This is a genomic window from Lysobacter sp. Root690, from assembly GCF_001427785.1.
Lineage (GTDB): Bacteria > Pseudomonadota > Gammaproteobacteria > Xanthomonadales > Xanthomonadaceae > Lysobacter.
Genome location: NZ_LMHM01000013.1, coordinates 82,037 through 99,247, shown reverse-complemented (window position 1 = coordinate 99,247; position 17,211 = coordinate 82,037). Strand labels below are relative to the sequence as shown.

General features: G+C 66.0%; 13 protein-coding genes. 5 read left to right on the top strand and 8 right to left on the bottom strand.

The window, feature by feature from the left end; all coding sequences use genetic code 11:
- Positions 1-383: 383 nt before the first annotated feature.
- Together ASD86_RS12425 and serA are read right to left on the bottom strand one after the other, a co-directional pair.
- A complete protein-coding gene (locus ASD86_RS12425; protein ID WP_056110869.1) occupies positions 384-1,028 on the bottom strand; it encodes a histidine phosphatase family protein in 645 nt (214 codons plus the stop codon).
- 2 nt (positions 1,029-1,030) lie between these two features.
- Positions 1,031-2,593, bottom strand: a complete 1,563-nt coding sequence (serA, locus tag ASD86_RS12420; RefSeq protein WP_056110868.1) for a phosphoglycerate dehydrogenase — start codon at positions 2,591-2,593, stop codon at positions 1,031-1,033.
- Positions 2,594-3,071: 478 nt separating this feature from the next.
- Between serA and ASD86_RS12415 the strand changes: the two genes are divergently transcribed.
- Positions 3,072-3,299 (top strand): DUF6289 family protein, encoded by a 228-nt coding sequence (locus ASD86_RS12415; RefSeq protein ID WP_056110865.1) that lies wholly within the window; start codon positions 3,072-3,074, stop codon positions 3,297-3,299.
- Positions 3,300-3,502: 203 nt separating this feature from the next.
- Positions 3,503-3,853, top strand: a complete 351-nt coding sequence (locus ASD86_RS12410; protein ID WP_056110864.1) for a DUF6289 family protein — start codon at positions 3,503-3,505, stop codon at positions 3,851-3,853.
- Positions 3,854-4,028: 175 nt separating this feature from the next.
- Here the strand turns inward: ASD86_RS12410 and ASD86_RS12405 are convergent, their stop codons facing one another.
- From ASD86_RS12405 to ASD86_RS12390, 3 genes are all read right to left on the bottom strand, one after another.
- Positions 4,029-6,206 carry a S46 family peptidase gene (locus ASD86_RS12405; RefSeq protein WP_235567745.1) on the bottom strand — a complete coding sequence of 726 codons (2,178 nt, stop codon included), beginning with the start codon at positions 6,204-6,206 and terminating at the stop codon, positions 4,029-4,031.
- A 504-nt stretch (positions 6,207-6,710) separates the two neighbouring features.
- Positions 6,711-8,885: a S46 family peptidase gene (locus ASD86_RS12395; RefSeq protein ID WP_056110858.1), complete on the bottom strand. Its 2,175-nt coding sequence runs from the start codon at positions 8,883-8,885 to the stop codon at positions 6,711-6,713.
- Between the two features lie 281 nt (positions 8,886-9,166).
- Positions 9,167-11,320 carry a S46 family peptidase gene (locus tag ASD86_RS12390; RefSeq protein ID WP_056110856.1) on the bottom strand — a complete coding sequence of 718 codons (2,154 nt, stop codon included), beginning with the start codon at positions 11,318-11,320 and terminating at the stop codon, positions 9,167-9,169.
- Positions 11,321-11,470: 150 nt separating this feature from the next.
- Between ASD86_RS12390 and tdh the strand changes: the two genes are divergently transcribed.
- The 3 genes from tdh to ASD86_RS12375 all read left to right on the top strand — a co-directional run bounded on the left by tdh (position 11,471) and on the right by ASD86_RS12375 (position 14,310).
- A complete protein-coding gene (tdh, locus tag ASD86_RS12385) occupies positions 11,471-12,505 on the top strand; it encodes an L-threonine 3-dehydrogenase (protein ID WP_200957249.1) in 1,035 nt (344 codons plus the stop codon).
- Between the two features lie 110 nt (positions 12,506-12,615).
- Positions 12,616-13,809 carry a glycine C-acetyltransferase gene (gene kbl / locus ASD86_RS12380; protein ID WP_056110852.1) on the top strand — a complete coding sequence of 398 codons (1,194 nt, stop codon included), beginning with the start codon at positions 12,616-12,618 and terminating at the stop codon, positions 13,807-13,809.
- A 111-nt stretch (positions 13,810-13,920) separates the two neighbouring features.
- On the top strand, positions 13,921-14,310 hold the full coding sequence (locus ASD86_RS12375) for a hypothetical protein (RefSeq protein WP_056110850.1): 390 nt from the start codon (positions 13,921-13,923) through the stop codon (positions 14,308-14,310).
- Between the two features lie 24 nt (positions 14,311-14,334).
- On the opposite strand, the gene ASD86_RS12370 is transcribed toward ASD86_RS12375, so the two are convergent.
- From ASD86_RS12370 to ASD86_RS12360, 3 genes are all read right to left on the bottom strand, one after another.
- Positions 14,335-14,865 (bottom strand): hypothetical protein, encoded by a 531-nt coding sequence (locus ASD86_RS12370; protein WP_056110848.1) that lies wholly within the window; start codon positions 14,863-14,865, stop codon positions 14,335-14,337.
- 396 nt (positions 14,866-15,261) lie between these two features.
- Positions 15,262-16,014, bottom strand: coding sequence for a pseudouridine synthase (locus ASD86_RS12365; protein ID WP_056110846.1), 753 nt, complete (start codon positions 16,012-16,014; stop codon positions 15,262-15,264).
- Between the two features lie 309 nt (positions 16,015-16,323).
- The gene (locus ASD86_RS12360) at positions 16,324-16,854 is read right to left on the bottom strand and encodes a hypothetical protein (RefSeq protein WP_157476564.1); all 531 of its coding nucleotides are present in this window, start codon (positions 16,852-16,854) and stop codon (positions 16,324-16,326) included.
- Positions 16,855-17,211 lie beyond the last annotated feature (357 nt).

The window sequence follows — 17,211 nt, the reverse complement described above, 5'->3', positions numbered from 1 at the left end:
CAAAGAAAAATGCTTTTTTGTGAATCAAGTGCCCGCAAGACCGTTGCAGACGCGGGCACGCGCCACACGGGACATCCATGTCCCGGTGGCGCGCGACGCGCATCCCTGCGCGTCGCCCTTCGGGTGTGCGTTTGCTAACGCGAGTTACAAGCCTCGCAGCGCTGGATGAACTGCGCGACTTCAAGCGCAAGCAAAAGCTGCATGGCCTGTCTGTAGGAGCGGCGCAAGCCGCGACCGCGAAAACACAACTACGGCGTAGGTCTCGACGTGTTTGAGATGTCGCGGTCGCGACTTGCGTCGCTCCTACAGGAGCTGCGAAGTCGCACGTTGCTTCGTGCTTCATCGACGGCGCACGACACCTATCCGCGCGCGCCGCCATCCGACTACAACGCCCGATGCACCGCCTCCCCGAACAACGCCGTGTGATGGCTGCAATCGTTGAGCCGAACCACTTCCAGATGATCCACATCATCACCCTCGAGCAGATTCAACGTCGTCGGCGCCTGCCGGAACGTCCACAGCTTCGACAGCGGAATCCCCAACACGCGACACAACAGCACCCGGTTGACCGCGTCGTGCGCGACCACCAGCAAAGTGTCGTCGGCCTGCAAACCTTCGCAAGCGCGCGCGAACGCCGGCCAGGCGCGGTCGAGCACATTCACGATCGATTCGCCACCGGGCATCAGCACTTCATGCGGGGTATCGCGCCAGGCGCGCAGACGGTCGCCGTCGCGTTCGCGGATTTCGCTGGCGAGCAGGCCTTCCCAGGTGCCATGGGCGATTTCCATCAGGCCAGGGTCGAGCTTGAGCATCGACGCGCGTTCCTCGCCAAGCGCGAGTTGCGCGGTGTAGCGCGCGCGCGACAGCGGCGAGGCCACCGCGCGGGTGATCGACACCTCGCGCAGGCGCGCGCCGAGCGCGCGCGCCTGGGTTTCGCCGACCGGCGACAACGCGATGTCTTCCTGGCCCTGGTAGCGGCCTTCGGCATTCCACGGGGTTTCGCCGTGGCGGGCTAGCAAGATGCGCATGCTTACACCTGCGCCAGCGAGAGGATGCCGGGGGTCGCGCGCAAGGCGGCGAGTTGTTCGTCGTTGACCGGACGATCGACCGTGATCGCCGCGCGCGCCTGGCCGTCGCCGGCCGCGCCGAGGGCGAAATTCACGATGTTGACGCCGGCCGCGCCGAGGGTCGAACCGACCACGCCGATCATGCCGGGACGGTCTTCGTTGCGCAGCAGCAGCACGTGCGCCTGCGGATCGAATTCGATTTCCACGCCGTCCAGCCGGACCACGCGCGGACCGCGATGCAAGGTCGCCTCGATTTCGCGGGTGCGGTTCTCGCCGACCACGCGCAAGCGCAGCAGGCGATCGAAACCGTCGCCGTCGCCGCCAAGGGTTTCCGACACCACCAGGCCGCGCGCGGCGGCTTCCTGCAAGGCGTTGACCGGCGTGACCCGACCCGACGCGGTACCGAGCAACGCAGCCACCAACAAGCGCGACAACGGTCGCGTATCCAGCGCCTCGGTGCGGCCGGCATAGGTGATTTCCAGGCGCGTCGGCGCCGGCACCAGGCGCGCGGCGAGGCGGCCGAGCGAAGACATCAGCGGCATCCACGGGCCGACTTCGCGCGCGGCTTCGGCGGTCAGCGGCGGCAGGTTGACGCAGCCGGCGACCGCGCCGGTGGCGACGAAGTCGATGATCTGGCGGGCGAGGATGGTGCTGACCGCCTGCTGCGCTTCGCTGGTCGACGCGCCCAGGTGCGGGGTCAGGATCAATTTCGGATTCGCGCGCAGCGCCGAATCGGCGGGCAGCGGTTCGGTGACGAAGGTGTCGAGCGCGGCGCCGGCGATATGGCCTTCTTCGATCAGCGTCAGCAACGCGGCTTCGTCGACCAGACCGCCGCGCGCGGCGTTGATCAGGTACGCGCCCTTCTTCATCGTGCGCATGCTGGCTTCCGACAGCAGGTTGGTGGTTTCCTTGGTGCGCGGGATGTGCAGCGTCACCACGTCGGCCCAGGCCAGCAGTTCGTCGAGCGTCTTCAGCGGCACGCTGCCCTTGCCGGCGGCCGACGCGGGCAGGAACGGGTCGTGCGCAGCGACTTCCATGCCGATGCCCTGCGCCTTGCGCGCGACCGTGCCGCCGATGCGGCCTAGGCCGATCACGCCGAGGCGCTTGCCTTCGAGTTCGAACCCGGTAAGCCCGGCCTTCGGCCATTCGCCGGCCTTCATGCCGGCGTCGGCGCGCGGGATGTGGCGGGCCAGCGCGAACAGCAGCGAGATCGCGTGTTCGGCCGCGGCCAGGGTGTTGCCGTCGGGCGCATTCATCACCGCGATGCCGCGCTCGGTCGCGGCGTCCACGTCGATGGTGTCGACGCCGGCGCCGGCGCGGCCGATCACCCGCAACTGGCCGGCATCGGCCAGAGCCTCGGCCGGGACCTTGGTCGCCGAGCGCACCAGGATCGCGTCCACGCCCTTGAGCGCGGCGGCCAGCGCGGCGGGTTCCTTGATCGGATCGGACACGACGACGTCCCAGCCCGCATCGCGGAACAGGGCCAGACCGTCTTCATGAATGCCATCGCAGGCCAGTACTTTCATCGCAAGCTCCAAGTCGTGAGGGACAGACGGGAGACACTGCGAGCCGGCACTACGGGTAGATGAATCGCTTCTGGTTCGGATTACAGCCCTGAACAGGGACGAATCCGCCGAAAGCGGCGCCGCGTGGAAGCGGCATCTGACACGGGTCGGGAGACGGGGCCGGCTGGCATGGGAATCCGCGACTGCCCGCGCAGCCTACGGTAGCGGGCGCTTGCTTTGCAAGCACCCGCGGGAATGGGGAATCGGGAATGGGGAATCGGTTCAAAAGCAAAGGCGAGCGGCCGAAGCAATCGCGCTGATCGGCAATCCGATGCTCCTGCTCTGACGATTCCCGATTCCCGATTCCCAATTCCCGTATCCAATCCGACCCCCATCACAAAGCTACACAAAGGTGTTACTTGTCACGTTGAGTAATCGCGAACTGCGTCCTAGCTTCGACGCGCCGGCGTCTGCCGGCACACGAAGAGAGAATCTCATCATGCGCAAGAAACTCGCTCTGGCGCTCGGCTTCGCGGCGCTCGCCGCGGTCGGCGCCGCGGTCGCCGCGATCGGTCCCACCGGTCCGGGCCAGATCTATACCTACTACGACGCCAACGGTTCGGTGGTCGGGCAATCCTCGATCCACTGCGACGGCACGCCCGAGTTCTGGGGCAAGGCAACCAAGAATTACGGCGTCGGTTACTACATCTGCGATCCGGAGCCGTGATCCTCGCGGATCGGCAAGCGCGCTGGCCACGTTGGTGAGCACGGCGTTCGTCGATCCGATCGTGCAGTTGCTTCAACGGTGCATGCGGCAGCGTGCGATCGCCGAACCGATCCATTCGCGTCGTCCGTCCGCGCATCCACCGTCAGCAACGCGTTATCCGCAGTACCGATCCAGCGATCGGCGCATGGCACGGCCCGCCTGACGTGAGCGACGTCAATCGCGAATCGCGCCGCACCTTCGAGGGATCCGCCACCGTCCGCGCGGCGATTCGCGTCGCAACGGACGTCCATCCTTCGCTTCGCCACACCAGGAGTTTCGTCATGCGTAAATCCCTTGCCCTCGGCTTCGGCCTCGCCGCCGCCCTCGTCGCCACCGTCGCCCTCGCCCGCCCGCCGGGTCCGGACGAAATCGGCGAGTTCTACTTCTACTTCGACGCCAACGGCAACGAAGTCGGCCACGCTCAGCTGAGCTGCACGGGCGTGTACACCGAGTCGGGCGTGCGCACCGCCAACTACAGCGCCGGCCATATGATCTGCCCGCCGCCGCGCGACTGATGCGGTGTCCGGCGCGGCATCATGCGCCGATGCGATAAGCGACGGGCCGGCATTGCCGGCCCGTTGTTTTTTGCTGTGAAATGCAACGCAACCCGCGCGATTTTTCGCGCAAAACCATCTGGTACTGCGCCGGCGACGCAAGCTCAAGCAACGTCGTTTCGCGACACCGAAGCGATCACTTCCCCGACGCCGGCACACCCATCTCGGCCAGCAGCCGCGGCGCCGGAAACACTTCCTGCAAGATCCAGCGCATGTAGCGCTGATCGACCGAGATCGTCCGGGTCAACGCCGGATCGAACAGCCAGCTCGCGCTCACCGATTCCCAGTTGCTGTCGAACACCAGGCCGACCAGCTTGCCCTGCGCATCGAGCACCGGCGATCCGGAATTGCCGCCGCTGATGTCCAGGTCCGAGAGGAAATTCACCGGCACCGATTCCAGCCGCTTGTCCACCAGCGCGCCGCCGTAACGCTTGGCCGACACCGCATTGAGCAGCGCCGACGGCGCGTTGAACGGCGCTGCGCCGCTGTTGCGCGCGACGATTTCCTCCACGCGAGTGAACGGCAATTGCCGCGCGCCGTTGTCCTTGGTGTATGGCGTGACCGTGCCGTAACCGACCCGCAGCGAGCCGTTGGCGTCGGGGTAGGCGACCTGCCCCGCGCTCTTGCGGTAATCGGCCAGCGCCTTGAGATACACCGGCCGCACCGCCAGGGTTTCGCCGGCGCGGCTGCGGATTTCCTGCTCCATCTGCAACACGGTCGGCATCACCGCGACCGCGAACCCGATCGCGCCGTCCTTCGCGCCGTCCTTGCCTTGCTCGAACGCGAGACGATCGGCGCGCAGCCAGTTGGTGCGTTGATCGGGATTGTTCAAACGCGACTTGGCGATGCGGTCGAGCGCGCGCTTGATGTATTTGTCGTCGTCGCCTTCCAGCCAGCGGTCCAGCGCCTCGACCCGATGCTCCTTCGGCAGCTTGATGTATTCGCGCAGCCAATAATTCTGCAATTGCCGGTCCATGCGCGGATCCGAGCGCCGGTCCATCTGCCGCAGCTGATTTTCGAACGCGGTCTGATCGCGCTGGCGATAGCCGTTTTCGCGCAAGCTATCGGGCTTGGCGCGTTCGATCGCCGATCGGTACAACTGCATCGCGGTGGCCAGCGCGCCGGTCGCATACAACTGGCCGATCACCAGATCGCGATCGCGCTGCGCGCGCGCCTGCTGGCCCAGTTCGACCAGACGCGCATGCGCCGACACCGCGGCGCTGCCGGCCGCGCCCTTCTTGCCCAGCCATTCGAGCAAGGCGGTTTCCTCGGCGCGCTTGATCTGCGCGGTATTGGCGCGGCGGAAGCTTTCGACCTGGCCTTCGTAGCTCTTGGCCGCGCCCTGCCAGCCGCGCAAGGTCCCCGCGTACTTGCTGGCGATCTCGGGATTCTTGCGGCCTTCGGCCTCGATCAGCGCCGCCAGCTTGCGGTAATGCGCGGCGACGGTCGGATAGGTCCAGTCGGCGTTGGCCTGGAAATCGTCGGCCATCGCGTAGCGGTTGGTCAGCGCAGGAAAACCCGCGACCATGACGAAATCACCGGCGCCCAGCGGCTTGTCGGCGATTTTGAGCCAGCGCTTGGGTTGATACGGCACATTGTCGATCGCGTACGCCGCCGGCTTGCCGTCCTTGCCGACGTAGGCGCGGTAGAACGCGAAATCGCCGCTGTGGCGCGGCCACAGCCAGTTGTCGTTGTCGCCGCCGAAGTTGCCGATGCTGTCGGGCGGCGAATACACCAGACGCAGGTCGCGGATCTCGATGCTGCGCTGCAATTGATAGCTGTTGCCACCGGAGTAGCTGTACAGACGGCAGCCGTATCCGGGGGTTTTCTCGCAGTCGGCGACCAGTTGCTTTTCCAGCGCGTCGAGCGCTTCGATGCGCGCGAGCGGGTCGCTGGCGGCGGTCAATGCGGACTGCACCTTCGCGGTCACGTCCTGGACCGAGTCGAGCACGTAGATGCGCGCGTTCGGCCCGGCCGACACTTCTTCGTTGTTGGTGCCGGTCTTGAAGCCGTCGCGCAGCAGATTGCGTTGCGGGGTGGAATTGAGATTGATCGCGCCGAGCGCGCAGTGCTGGTTGGTCAGCAGCAATCCCTTGGACGAGACGAAGCTCGCGGTGCAGCCGCCGAGCGGCACCACCGCGCCGAGCGGATCGCCCTTGGGATCGGCCCATTGCCCGAGTTGCTTGGGGGTGGCGCGCAGACCGGCTTGCTTGAGTTGCGAGGCGAGTTCGGGCAATTGCGGCGGCGTCCATAGCCCTTCGACCGCTTGCGCGGCATCGACCCAGACCGTGCCGCACACCAACGTCCCTGTCATGGCCATCGCTCTGGCCAGCGCCGTATATCGCATCAAAAACGTCCTGGGTCCGCGGGAGGTCGAGTCTAGCCCGGGGAAAACTGTGAACGCCATGGCGGAAGCGGCATACGACCGGATCGGCATGCGAATGGCGCGCGAAGTTTTAGCTTGCGCTCAGTTTTGCTTGGGATTTGCGGGGTAACGCTAAAATTTCGTTAGTGCTTGGAGCAAAAGCGAATCCCCCCTGCCCCCTCTTTTGCGAAGGGGGGAAAAGCACGGCTTCGATGCGTTAACGCGGTTGGTTGTCGATCCGTAGTTACTACCGCAGCGCCACTGCTTGCCCCCTTTGCAAAAGGGGGCCGCGCCCGCGCAACCCTCCGCAGCCGAAACAACCATCGCGGGGGATTCGCTTTTCGCTTTTCGCTTTTCGCTCTTCGCTCTTCGCCGCAACCACAACACCCCATAAAACAAAACGCCAGCCGGTTCCCCGACTGGCGTTTCGCACATCCAACGATGCAACCGCGATTACTTCTTCGCGGGCACGCCCAGCTCGACCAACAACTGCGGCGCCGGGTACACCTCCTGCATGATCCAGCGCATATAGCGCTGATCGACCGCGATCATCCGGGTCATGGTCGGATCGAACAGCCAGTTCGAACTCACCGATTCCCAGTTGCCGTCGAACGCCAGACCGACCAGCTTGCCTTCGCCGTCGAGCACCGGCGAGCCGGAATTACCGCCGGTGATGTCCAGGTCGGACAGGAAATTCACCGGCACCGACTTCAGACGCTTGTCGGCCAGACCGCCGTAACGCTTGTCGGCGATCGCTTCGAGCAAAGTGTCGGGCGCATCGAACGGATCCTGGCCGGTGGCCTTGGCCGCGATCTCTTCGAGCTTGGTGAAGGCCGCCTGCTTGCTGCCGTCGAGCTTGGTGTAAGGCTTGACGTTGCCGAAGGTGATGCGCAGGGTCGAGTTGGCGTCGGGATACACCGACTGCTTCTTGCTCTTGCGATAGTCGATCACGCCCTGCAGATACACCGGACGCGCCGCCAGCGATTCGCCGTCGCGGGTCTTGGCTTCCTGTTCGATCCGCAGCACCGCCGGCAACAGCGCCTTGGCCAGCTGGATCGCCGGATCCTTGCTCTTGTCCATGCTAGCGCGATCGTCGTCGATCAGCGCCAGACGTTCCTTGGTGTTGCCGAGCTTGGTCTTGGACAGCTTGTCGAGACCGCGCTTGATCGCCTTCTCGTCGGAGCCGCCGAGCCAGCGGTCGAGTTCGGCGATGCGTTCGCCGGCCGGCAGCTTGACGTACTCGCGCAGCCAGTAGGCCTGCAGTTCGCGGTCCATGCGCGGGTCGTAGCGGCGCTCCATCTGCTCCAACGCGCCCTTGATGCTCGGCAGATCGCGCTGCTGATAACCGGCTTCGCGCTCGGCATCGGGCTTGGCGCGTTCGACCGACAGGCGGTACAGCGTGCCCGCCGCCGAGATCACGCCGACGCGGCGCAACTGGCTGAAGACCAGATCGCGCTGACGGTGCGCGACCGCGCTTTGATTGACCTCGACCAGCTTGTCGTGCGCGGCCAGCGCCGCGGCGCCCTGCGCGCCGCGCTTGCGCAGCCAGTCGAGCACGGCCGCTTCGTCGGTGTCCTTCTGCTTCGCCGCGCCGATGCGCTCGAAACCTTCCAGCTGACCGTCGTAGTTCTTCGAGGTGTTCTGCCAGCCGCGCACGGTGCTGGCGTATTTCACCGCGATTTCCGGGTCTTTCTTCGCGGTTTCGCCGACCAGTTCGATCAGCGCCTTGTAGTGCGCGGCGATGGTCGGATAGGTCCAGCCCGCGGTCGAATCGAACTCGCTGGCCAGCGCATAACGGTTGGTGCGGCCCGGGTAACCGGCGACCATGACGAAATCGCCCTCGCCCAGCGGCTTGTCGGCGAGTTTCAGATAGCGCTTGGGCTGGTACGGCACGTTGTCCTTGGAGAACTCGGCCGGCTTGCCATCCTTACCGACATAGGCGCGGTAGAACGAGAAGTCGCCGGTGTGGCGCGGCCACATCCAGTTGTCGACTTCGCCGCCGTAGTTGCCGATGCTGCCCGGAGGCGCATACACCAGGCGCACGTCCTTGATCTCGACCGTGCGGAACAGGCGATAGGTGCCGCCGCCGAAGAAGCTGTACAGCTCGCAGCTGTAACCGGCTTCGGCTTCGCATGAGGCGATCAGTTTCTTTTCGATCGCTTCCAGCGCATGGGTGCGATCGATCGGCTCGACCGCATCGTCGATCACGGCCTTGACCTGCGCGGTCACGTCCTGAATCGAGTCGAGCACGTAGATGCGCGAGGACGGGCCGGCGGAGACTTCCTGCTCCATCGTCGCGGCGTTGAAACCGTCGCGCATCAGGTTCTTCTGCGCGGTCGAGTTCAACTGGATCGCGCCGTAGGCGCAATGGTGATTGGTCACCACCAGCCCGCGCGGAGCGACGAAACTCGCGGTGCAGCCGCCCAGCGACACCACCGCGCCCATTGGGTCGCCGGTGAGGTCGGCCAACTGCTTGGCATTGAGCTTGAGCCCGGCCTTTTTCAGCGCCACGGAGATTTCCGGCAGCTGCTGCGGCACCCACATGCCTTCGACGGCGCGTGCCGTAGTCGCAGCGCCCAGAGCCAGCGTCCCTGCCGCGATCGCGGCGGCCATTACGGTGTAGCGCATCGTATTCCCCTGCTGAGTGCGAAAAAACAGTGTGAAAGTCTAGCCCCATCGGGCCGGGGCCGCCACGAACGAGGGCCGCGTGGCGGCAAAAACGAGTCGATGCAAGCCCGAAAGCGGGTCGTTATCGGCCGATTACTGCGATGCCGGTCGCGACCCGAGGCAGCCGCGACCTGCCGCCGACAGTCGCCAACATCGGCAAATACCCCGACCGACCCGATCGCATTGGCGGGCCTATCCAGATCGCGTGCGGCACATCGAGCGCGCCGCACGCGAATCCCGGATCATTCCGCCGGCAGCTTCATTTCCTTGAGCAGATGCGGCGCCGGATAGACCTTGGCCAGCAACCAGCGCATATAGCGCATGTCGACGTGGATCGCGCGCTTGTAGCGCGGATCGAACATCCAGCTGGCGCTGACCGCTTCCCAGTTGCTGTCGAAGTTCAGCCCGATCAGCTTGCCGTTGGCGTCGAGCACCGGCGAGCCGGAATTGCCGCCGGTGGTGTCGAGGTTGGTCAGGAAATCGACCGTCTGGGTCTTGAGTTCGGGATCGACCGTGCTGCCGAAATCGCCCTTGGAGATCGCATCGCGCAAGGCCTTCGGCGCGTCGAACGGCTTGACCCCGGTGTGTTTCTCGACGATGCCCTGGACCGTGGTCAGCGGCCGATAGCGCACGCCGTCGCGCGGGTCCATCGTGCTGACCTTGCCGTAGCTCACCCGCAGGGTCGAATTCGCATCCGGATAGACCGCCCGGCCCTGCGAATGACGATACGCGATCAAGGCGCGCATATAGGCCGGACGCAGGCGCAACAGCTCGCCTTCGCGCGCCTTGGTTTCCTCTTCGATGCGCAGCACCGCCGGCAACAGCGTAGCCGCGGCCTTGAGCAGGCTGTCGTCGCTGGCCTGCAACTGTTTGGCATCGCTGCTCATCGCCTGCAGGCGCGCGGCTTCGTCGCCCAGGCGGGTGCCGGCGTACAAGGCATCGAGCGTGCGCTGCAGCGTGGCGCGATCCTCGCCAGCGAATACCTGATCGAACTCGGCCACCCGCGCGGCCTTCGGCAGCGCCTTGTACTGGCTCAGCAGATACAGCAGCAATTCCTTTTCGACCGGCAGCCAGTAGCGGCGCTGCACCTGCTTGAAGCGGCCGGCGATCAGCGCATCGTCGCGCTGCTGATAACCGCTTTCGCGCTGCGCATCGGGCTTGCCGCGTTCCAGCGCAAGGCGTTGCACAGTCAGCGCGGTGTTGAGCAATTGGGTCTGGGTGCGGATCGCGGTCAACAGCTGGTCGCGTTCGCGCATCGCCGCGCCCGCGGCGAGCACCTGCTGCGCGGCGTCGATGTCGGCGCGGATGGTCTTGGCCTCGGGTTGCTTGTCCAGCCACGCGAGCATCGCCGCCTCGTCGTCGCCGCGCACTTTGACCGCGTCGCTGCGACGCAGGCCGTCGAGTTCGCCTTGCGCGCGCTTGAGGGTGTTCTTGAAGCCGGCGACCTGCGCGGCGTAACGCACCTTCGCTTCGGCGTCGTTGGCGCCGGCCGCTTCGACGGTCTTGATCAGGCCGCCGTACAACGCCACCCGCGACGGCAGCTGCCATTCGATCTGCTGAGTGAATTCGGAGGCCATGCGATGGCGGAAGGTCACGCCCGGATAACCGGCGAGCATCGCGTAATCGCCTTCGCGCACCGGGTCGGTCGACACCTGCAGATGCCCCGGCGGCGCATACGGCACGTTGTCGGGCGAATAGTCGGCCGGCTTGCCGTCCTTGCCGACGTAGGCGCGCAGCAAGGTGAAATCGCCGCTGTGGCGCGGCCATACGAAGTTGTCGACCTCGTCACCGTAATTGCCGATGCTGTCGGGCGGCGCATACACCAGACGGATGTCGCGCAGTTCCAACTGACGGATCAGATAGAAGTCGGTGCCGTAGTACATGTTGGCGACGCTGCAACGGGTGCCGGCGTCGCGTTCGCATTCGGCGACCACCGCCTTGCTCGCGCTGTCGACCGCATCGTAGTAAGCGCGACCGTGCTTGCCGCGCGCGCCGGCGAGGATGCGCTCGGTGACCTTGTCGAAACCGGTCGTGACCAGCACCCGGAAATCCGGATTGGCCGGCAGCTCGGCAGCGCGGTCGGCGGCGACGAAGCCGTTGCCGATCAGGTCGCGGTCCGGCTTGGAGTTGTACTGGATCACGCCGAAGGCGACGTGGTGGTTGGTCAGGACCAGGCCATCGGGGGAAACGAAGGCGCCGGTCGCACCGCCGACCTTGACCACCGCGTTCATCGGCGCGCGGGTGAGTTCGGCCAGATCGCTCGGATTGCCCTTGAACCCGGCCGCGCGCAGCTGGCGCGCGAGGTCGGGCAGTTGCGAGGGCATCCACATGCCTTCATCGGCCTGGGCGGCGGTGGCGCACAGCGCCAGGGACAGGGCTAACACACGGGGGCGCATGGACTTTCCGGAACGGCGAGGAAGCCGCGACGATAGGCCAAGCCGCCCGCCGCGGGCAAACCCGACCGGGCCAACCCAGGCGGAGCTGCGGCGTATAATTCGCGCTTCTCTCCCGCCCGGCCTGGCCGTGGCCCCTAGGTATCGACTCCAATGACGCAAACGATGAAAGCGCTGGTCAAGCGCGAAGCCGGCAAGGGCATCTGGCTGGAAGAAGTGCCGGTGCCGGTGCCCGGTCCGAACGAGGTCCTGATCAAGCTCGAAAAGACCGCCATCTGCGGCACCGACCTGCACATCTACCTGTGGGACGAGTGGAGCCAGCGCACGATCAAGCCCGGCCTGGTGATCGGCCACGAATTCGTCGGCCGCGTCGCCGAAGTCGGTCCCGGCGTGGTCGGCTACCGTCCCGGCCAACGCGTTTCGGCCGAAGGCCACATCGTCTGCGGCCACTGCCGCAACTGCCGCGGCGGCCGTCAGCATCTGTGCCCCAACACCGTCGGCATCGGCGTCAACCGCAACGGCGCGTTCGCCGAATACATCGTCATGCCGGCCAGCAACCTGTGGCCGATCCCCGACCAGATCCCGAGCGAACTGGCCGCGTTCTTCGATCCCTACGGTAACGCCGCGCATTGCGCGCTGGAATTCGACGTGGTGGGCGAGGACGTGCTGATCACCGGCGCCGGCCCGATCGGCATCATCGCCGCCGGCATCTGCAAGCACATCGGCGCGCGCAACGTGGTCGTCACCGACGTCAACGATTTCCGTTTGAAGCTCGCCGCCGACATGGGCGCCACGCGCGTGGTCAACGTCGCCAATCAGTCGCTCAAGGACGTGATGGCCGACCTGCACATGGAAGGCTTCGACGTCGGCCTGGAAATGAGCGGCAACCCGCGCGCGTTCAACGACATGCTCGACTGCATGTACCACGGCGGCAAGATCGCCATGCTCGGCATCATGCCCAAGGGCGCAGGCGCCGACTGGGACAAGATCATCTTCAAGGGCCTTACCCTGCACGGCATGTACGGCCGCAAGATGTACGAGACCTGGTACAAGATGACCCAACTGGTGTTGAGCGGTTTCCCGCTCGGCAAGGTGCTCACCCACCAACTGCCGATCGACGAGTTCCAGAAGGGTTTCGACCTGATGGAAGCGGGCAAGGCGGGCAAGGTCGTGCTTAGTTGGAACTAAGCGGGATTCGGGATTGGGGATACGGGATTCGTAAAGCGATCCCACCCGATCTCACCCACCCCGCTTTTGCCAATCCCTAAACCCTAATCTCGAATCCCGGCTTCTAACCAATGTCCCTGACCCAACACTACGCCGACACCCTCGACGAAATCCGCGCGCAGGGGCTGTTCAAGTCCGAGCGCGTGATCACCAGCCCGCAGTCGGCCGAGATTCAACTGGAAGACGGGCGCACGGTGTTGAACTTCTGCGCCAACAATTACCTGGGCCTGGCCGATCATCCGGACATCATCCAGGCGGCGAAGGACGCGCTCGACACGCATGGTTTCGGCATGGCCTCGGTGCGCTTCATCTGCGGCACCCAGGACCTGCACAAGCAGCTGGAAAAGACCATCGCCGATTTCTTCGGTACGCAAGACACGATCCTGTACGCGGCCTGCTTCGATGCCAACGGCGGTCTGTTCGAACCGTTGCTCGGCGAGAACGACGCGATCATCTCCGATGCGCTCAACCACGCCTCGATCATCGACGGCGTGCGCCTGTGCAAGGCCAAGCGTTTCCGCTACGCCAACTGCGACATGGCCGATCTGGAAAAGCAGCTGCAGGCCGCCGACGCGGCCGGCTGCAAGACCAAGCTGATCACCAGCGACGGCGTGTTTTCGATGGACGGCTTCATCGCCCCGCTCGATGAAATCACTGCGCTGGCGAAAAAGTACGGCGCGCTGGTGCATATCGACGAATGCCACGCGACCGGCTTCCTCGGCGCGAACGGCCGCGGCTCGGCCGAGGTCAAGGGCGTGATGGACAAGATCGACATCTTCACCGGCACCCTCGGCAAGGCCATGGGCGGCGCGCTCGGCGGGTTCACTACCGCCAAGAAGGAAGTGGTCGAACTGCTGCGCCAGCGTTCGCGTCCGTACCTGTTCTCGAACTCGCTGCCGCCGCACGTGGTCGCGGCCGGCATCAAGGCATTCGAAATGTTGTCGGCCGCTGGCGACCTGCGCGATCAGCTGGCGCAGAACACCGCCTACTTCCGCGAGCAGATGACCCAGCTGGGTTTCGACGTGAAGCCCGGCGTGCATCCGATCAGCCCGGTGATGCTGTACGACGCGCCGCTGGCGCAGAAGTTCGCTTCGCGCCTGCTCGAAGAAGGCATCTACGCGATCGGCTTCTTCTTCCCGGTGGTGCCGCAGGGTCAAGCGCGCATCCGCACCCAGATGTCGGCCGCGCACACGCGCGAACACCTCGACCGCGCGATCGCCGCGTTCGCCAAGATCGGCCGCGAGCTTGGGGTCATCCAGGCTTGATCCGAACGCGGCGATTCGCACGCAGCACCGGCCGCGCCGGTGTTGCGCCGCGTCGCCGCGGTTTCGACCAGGCCCGCACCGCGGGCCTCGTGTCCGTATCGCGCTAGCCCGATGCGCGCCGCCCTGCGTCGCCGCCTGTTGCAGGCCGTGCATACCGACGCGCTGGCCGTGTTCGACGGCGGCGCATGGCAAACCCGCTGCCTGCATTGCCGGCGCGCGCTGAGCCTGCGCGAGGACGGCGAAGCCCTGGGCACGACCTCGCTGGAGCATGTCGTGCCCAGCGCCTGGTTCGGCAAACGCGCGGCCGCCGCATTAACCGCGCGCGTCGGCGACGATGCCGACGACCCGCGCAACCTCGCCCTGGCCTGCGCCGCCTGCAATCACGGCAAAGGCTGCAGCCACGATGCGCGCGGCCCGGGCGACGAACGCGCGCGCGAAGTGGTGTCGGCCCTGCTCGATGCACGTCTGGCGCGCTGGCGCGCCGCCGGGCCGCGCGACTGACGCGCCGTCGCTGCGAGGCGACGCTTATTGCTGCGAAGCGATCATGGCCTGTTCGAGCTGGATCAAGCGGTTCGACAACTGCACCATCGCCGCGTCGGCGATCGCCAGTTCGGTCTGCGAGGTCGGCTGCACGACCAGCGTTGCGAATTGGCCTTGCAACGCCGTCGCCAGTTGCCTGGCGGCCACCGAATGATCGATCGCCTGCTGCTGAGCGACGGCATCGCTGTACAGCCCTCGCTGCAGGCTATCGATGTTCTGCCCTTCGACCTTCGCGAGCCTGGCCGCCAACAGCTTCGATTTGGCCTGCTCAGTGGCGAAAGTGAACGCCGCACCGCTAGGTTGGCCGGCCTGCAACTGCGACTTGGCGAACGCGTGCAGCGCGGTGAGTTGGGTGTGGGAATCCTTGGCCGTCTGCAATTCGTGGTCGGCCAGGACCGGATCGGCCCCGGCGCCATGGGCGACCAGCATCAACAGCGAGAGCAACAGCATGCGCAACGCATGCAGGCTGACGGCCTGACGGAAACCCGCGCCGCGGTACTTGATTCGACGGGACATCGTGCCTCTCCTTGAATGAGCGATTCGTCGGCGCCATGCGCGGACGCGGGCACCGCGCGCTTCGCACTGCCTTGAATATTCCCGATGCAATGGCCCGGTCCGATGGGCAGCGCACCTCCTTGTGGTTGCGAGGACGCTCGCACCCTCGCCCGCGGCGCCCGCGCAACCCTGACGGCGCAAATCTACCGGGCGATTCCGGGCGCGACTGGTATCCAAGTCGGACTTCGAGCTTTGTGGTGGCGTCGCAATGCCGACGCCAATCGGCAATCGCTGCGGCCGAGATCTCGCAAGAGAGAGCTTCAGCCCAGACGCGGTTCTTTCAATGAGTGCGGATAGTCCGAAACGCGTGATCAGAACGCGTCGGAGCTGGCGCCGCCTCCGACACCCGGCCGCGCATCAGTCGCCAGCCACCAACGCAGCGACCTCGATCGCGCTGAGTTCGCGCCACTGGCCCTTGCCCAACTCACCGAGCGCCAATCCGCCGATCCCGACCCGCACCAGCCGCAGCACGCCGATATCGAACGCCGCCAGCAGACGCCGGATCTGCCGGTTGCGACCTTCGTCGAGCACGATCTGCAGCCACGCGTTCTTCTCGCCGGCGCGCAGCAGCGTCGCCGACTTCGCGCACAGCAATTCGCCGTCCACGCTCACGCCGGCATGCAGTTCGGCCAGTTGCGCGGCATCTGGGATCGCATCGATCTGCACGTGGTAGGTCTTGTCCGGCCCGCGGTCCGGATCGGTGATGCGCGCGGCCCATTGCGGGTCGTTGCAGAACAGCAGCAGGCCTTCGCTGGCCTTGTCGAGGCGGCCGACCGGCGCCAGCCACGGCAACGGCGCGTCGCCCAGCCGCGCGCCGTCGAGGCAGCGGTACACGGTGTCGCGGCCGCGTTCGTCCTGGGCGGTGGTCACCAGCCCGCGCGGCTTGTTGAGCATCAGGTACAAACGCGGCGCGGCATCGGCGGCGTTGCCGTCGACTTCGATCCGGTGCCGGCCCTGCACGATCGGAAACTCGGGATCGCGCACGATACGGCCGTCGACCGACACGCGCCCGGCGGCGATCCATTTCGCCGCTTCGCTGCGCGAGCACAGGCCCTGCTTGGACAGCACGCGGGCCAGGCCATGTCGGGGCGATGAGGATGAGGTACTCAAGCGCGGTCCTGGAAGCTGTGGAACGTAGGCGGCATGGCAACAGGAACGAACCCTACGGCGATCGGGTCGAAGCGATCTGGACGCATCGCGTGGGTTAAGCGCGAGCGCGGAGCGAACTCAGATCCGCCGCACGATACGAGCCGCTCGCGAAGTACCCAGGCGACCATCCGGCCTCGCCACGATCATGAGCCGAAAGCCCGCGCATGGCTTCGAGCCACTTATCGCGGCGAGACCAAGCCGGCGCGGGTCAAAACAAAACGGCCGCAGGCATTGCCCGCGGCCGCTGCAGTCGCGTCGCCGCGGCGAGGCTTACTTCTTTTTCTTCTTCTCGTCGGCCGGAGCCGGCGCCGGTGCGGGATCGACGGCCGGAGCCGGCGCGGCCGCCGCGGCGGGCGCGCCGTTGCCCTTGGCCACACGCACGCCCTTGGCCTTCATCCAGGCGCTGAATTCGTCGGCGGTCATGCGCTTGCCGCCCTGGCTCATGTCGAAGCGCCACGGCGTGTTGTCGTATTGGGTCTGCGGCTTGTACGCGGCCGGATCGTTGGCCGACGGCATGCCGGTCGACGCCGGCGTGGCCTTGGCGACGTTGCAGCCGTCCAGGCGGATGCGCAACAGCACCTGGTCGACCGACAGCGCTTCGTCCAGCGCCTGCGACAGCACGCCGGTGGGCGCGCCGAGCTGATGCGAGGGCGCGACCAGTTCCGGCGCGATCGGCGCGATCAGGGTCGGCTGCACCGGCTGCGCGCGCGACGCGGTCAGGGCCGCGCAATTGGCCGCGCTCTGCGCTTGCGAGGCGCCGGCAATCAAGATCAACGACAGTCCGGCAATAACTCGGCGCATGATTTTCTCCTGGATTCGGCGCGAAGACGATTCCTACGCCGTTTGAACAGTGCGCGCCAGTGTAGGCGCCATGGCGGGATCGGACAACATTTGGGGCCGGGATTGGGGATTCGGGATTAGGGATTCGCAAAAGCCGAAAGCGGCGCTGCTTCGCTTTTGCCGAATCTCGAATCCCGAACCCCCAATCCCGGCCCCAAAAAACGAAGCCCGGCACAAGGCCGGGCTTCGAAGTGTCGCGGTGCGGGTTCCGAAGAACCCGCGGGTAGCGCTTAGTTCTGAACGTTCAACTCGGTGCGGCGGTTCTTCTCGCTCTTGCACGCCGGCATCGTCTGCGCGGTCGGCTCCAGCGGACGGCTC

What these genes read in the sequence shown, in the direction of transcription:
- ASD86_RS12395 (WP_056110858.1), bottom strand. Translation starts at nt 8,885, where the DNA reads ATGCGCTACACCGTAATGGCCGCCGCGATCGCGGCAGGGACGCTGGCT.
- kbl (WP_056110852.1), top strand. Translation starts at nt 12,616, where the DNA reads ATGTCCCTGACCCAACACTACGCCGACACCCTCGACGAAATCCGCGCG.
- ASD86_RS12415 (WP_056110865.1), top strand. Translation starts at nt 3,072, where the DNA reads ATGCGCAAGAAACTCGCTCTGGCGCTCGGCTTCGCGGCGCTCGCCGCG.
- ASD86_RS12405 (WP_235567745.1), bottom strand. Translation starts at nt 6,206, where the DNA reads ATGACAGGGACGTTGGTGTGCGGCACGGTCTGGGTCGATGCCGCGCAA.
- serA (WP_056110868.1), bottom strand. Translation starts at nt 2,593, where the DNA reads ATGAAAGTACTGGCCTGCGATGGCATTCATGAAGACGGTCTGGCCCTG.
- ASD86_RS12370 (WP_056110848.1), bottom strand. Translation starts at nt 14,865, where the DNA reads ATGTCCCGTCGAATCAAGTACCGCGGCGCGGGTTTCCGTCAGGCCGTC.
- ASD86_RS12425 (WP_056110869.1), bottom strand. Translation starts at nt 1,028, where the DNA reads ATGCGCATCTTGCTAGCCCGCCACGGCGAAACCCCGTGGAATGCCGAA.
- ASD86_RS12360 (WP_157476564.1), bottom strand. Translation starts at nt 16,854, where the DNA reads ATGCGCCGAGTTATTGCCGGACTGTCGTTGATCTTGATTGCCGGCGCC.
- ASD86_RS12390 (WP_056110856.1), bottom strand. Translation starts at nt 11,320, where the DNA reads ATGCGCCCCCGTGTGTTAGCCCTGTCCCTGGCGCTGTGCGCCACCGCC.
- ASD86_RS12375 (WP_056110850.1), top strand. Translation starts at nt 13,921, where the DNA reads ATGCGCGCCGCCCTGCGTCGCCGCCTGTTGCAGGCCGTGCATACCGAC.
- tdh (WP_200957249.1), top strand. Translation starts at nt 11,471, where the DNA reads ATGACGCAAACGATGAAAGCGCTGGTCAAGCGCGAAGCCGGCAAGGGC.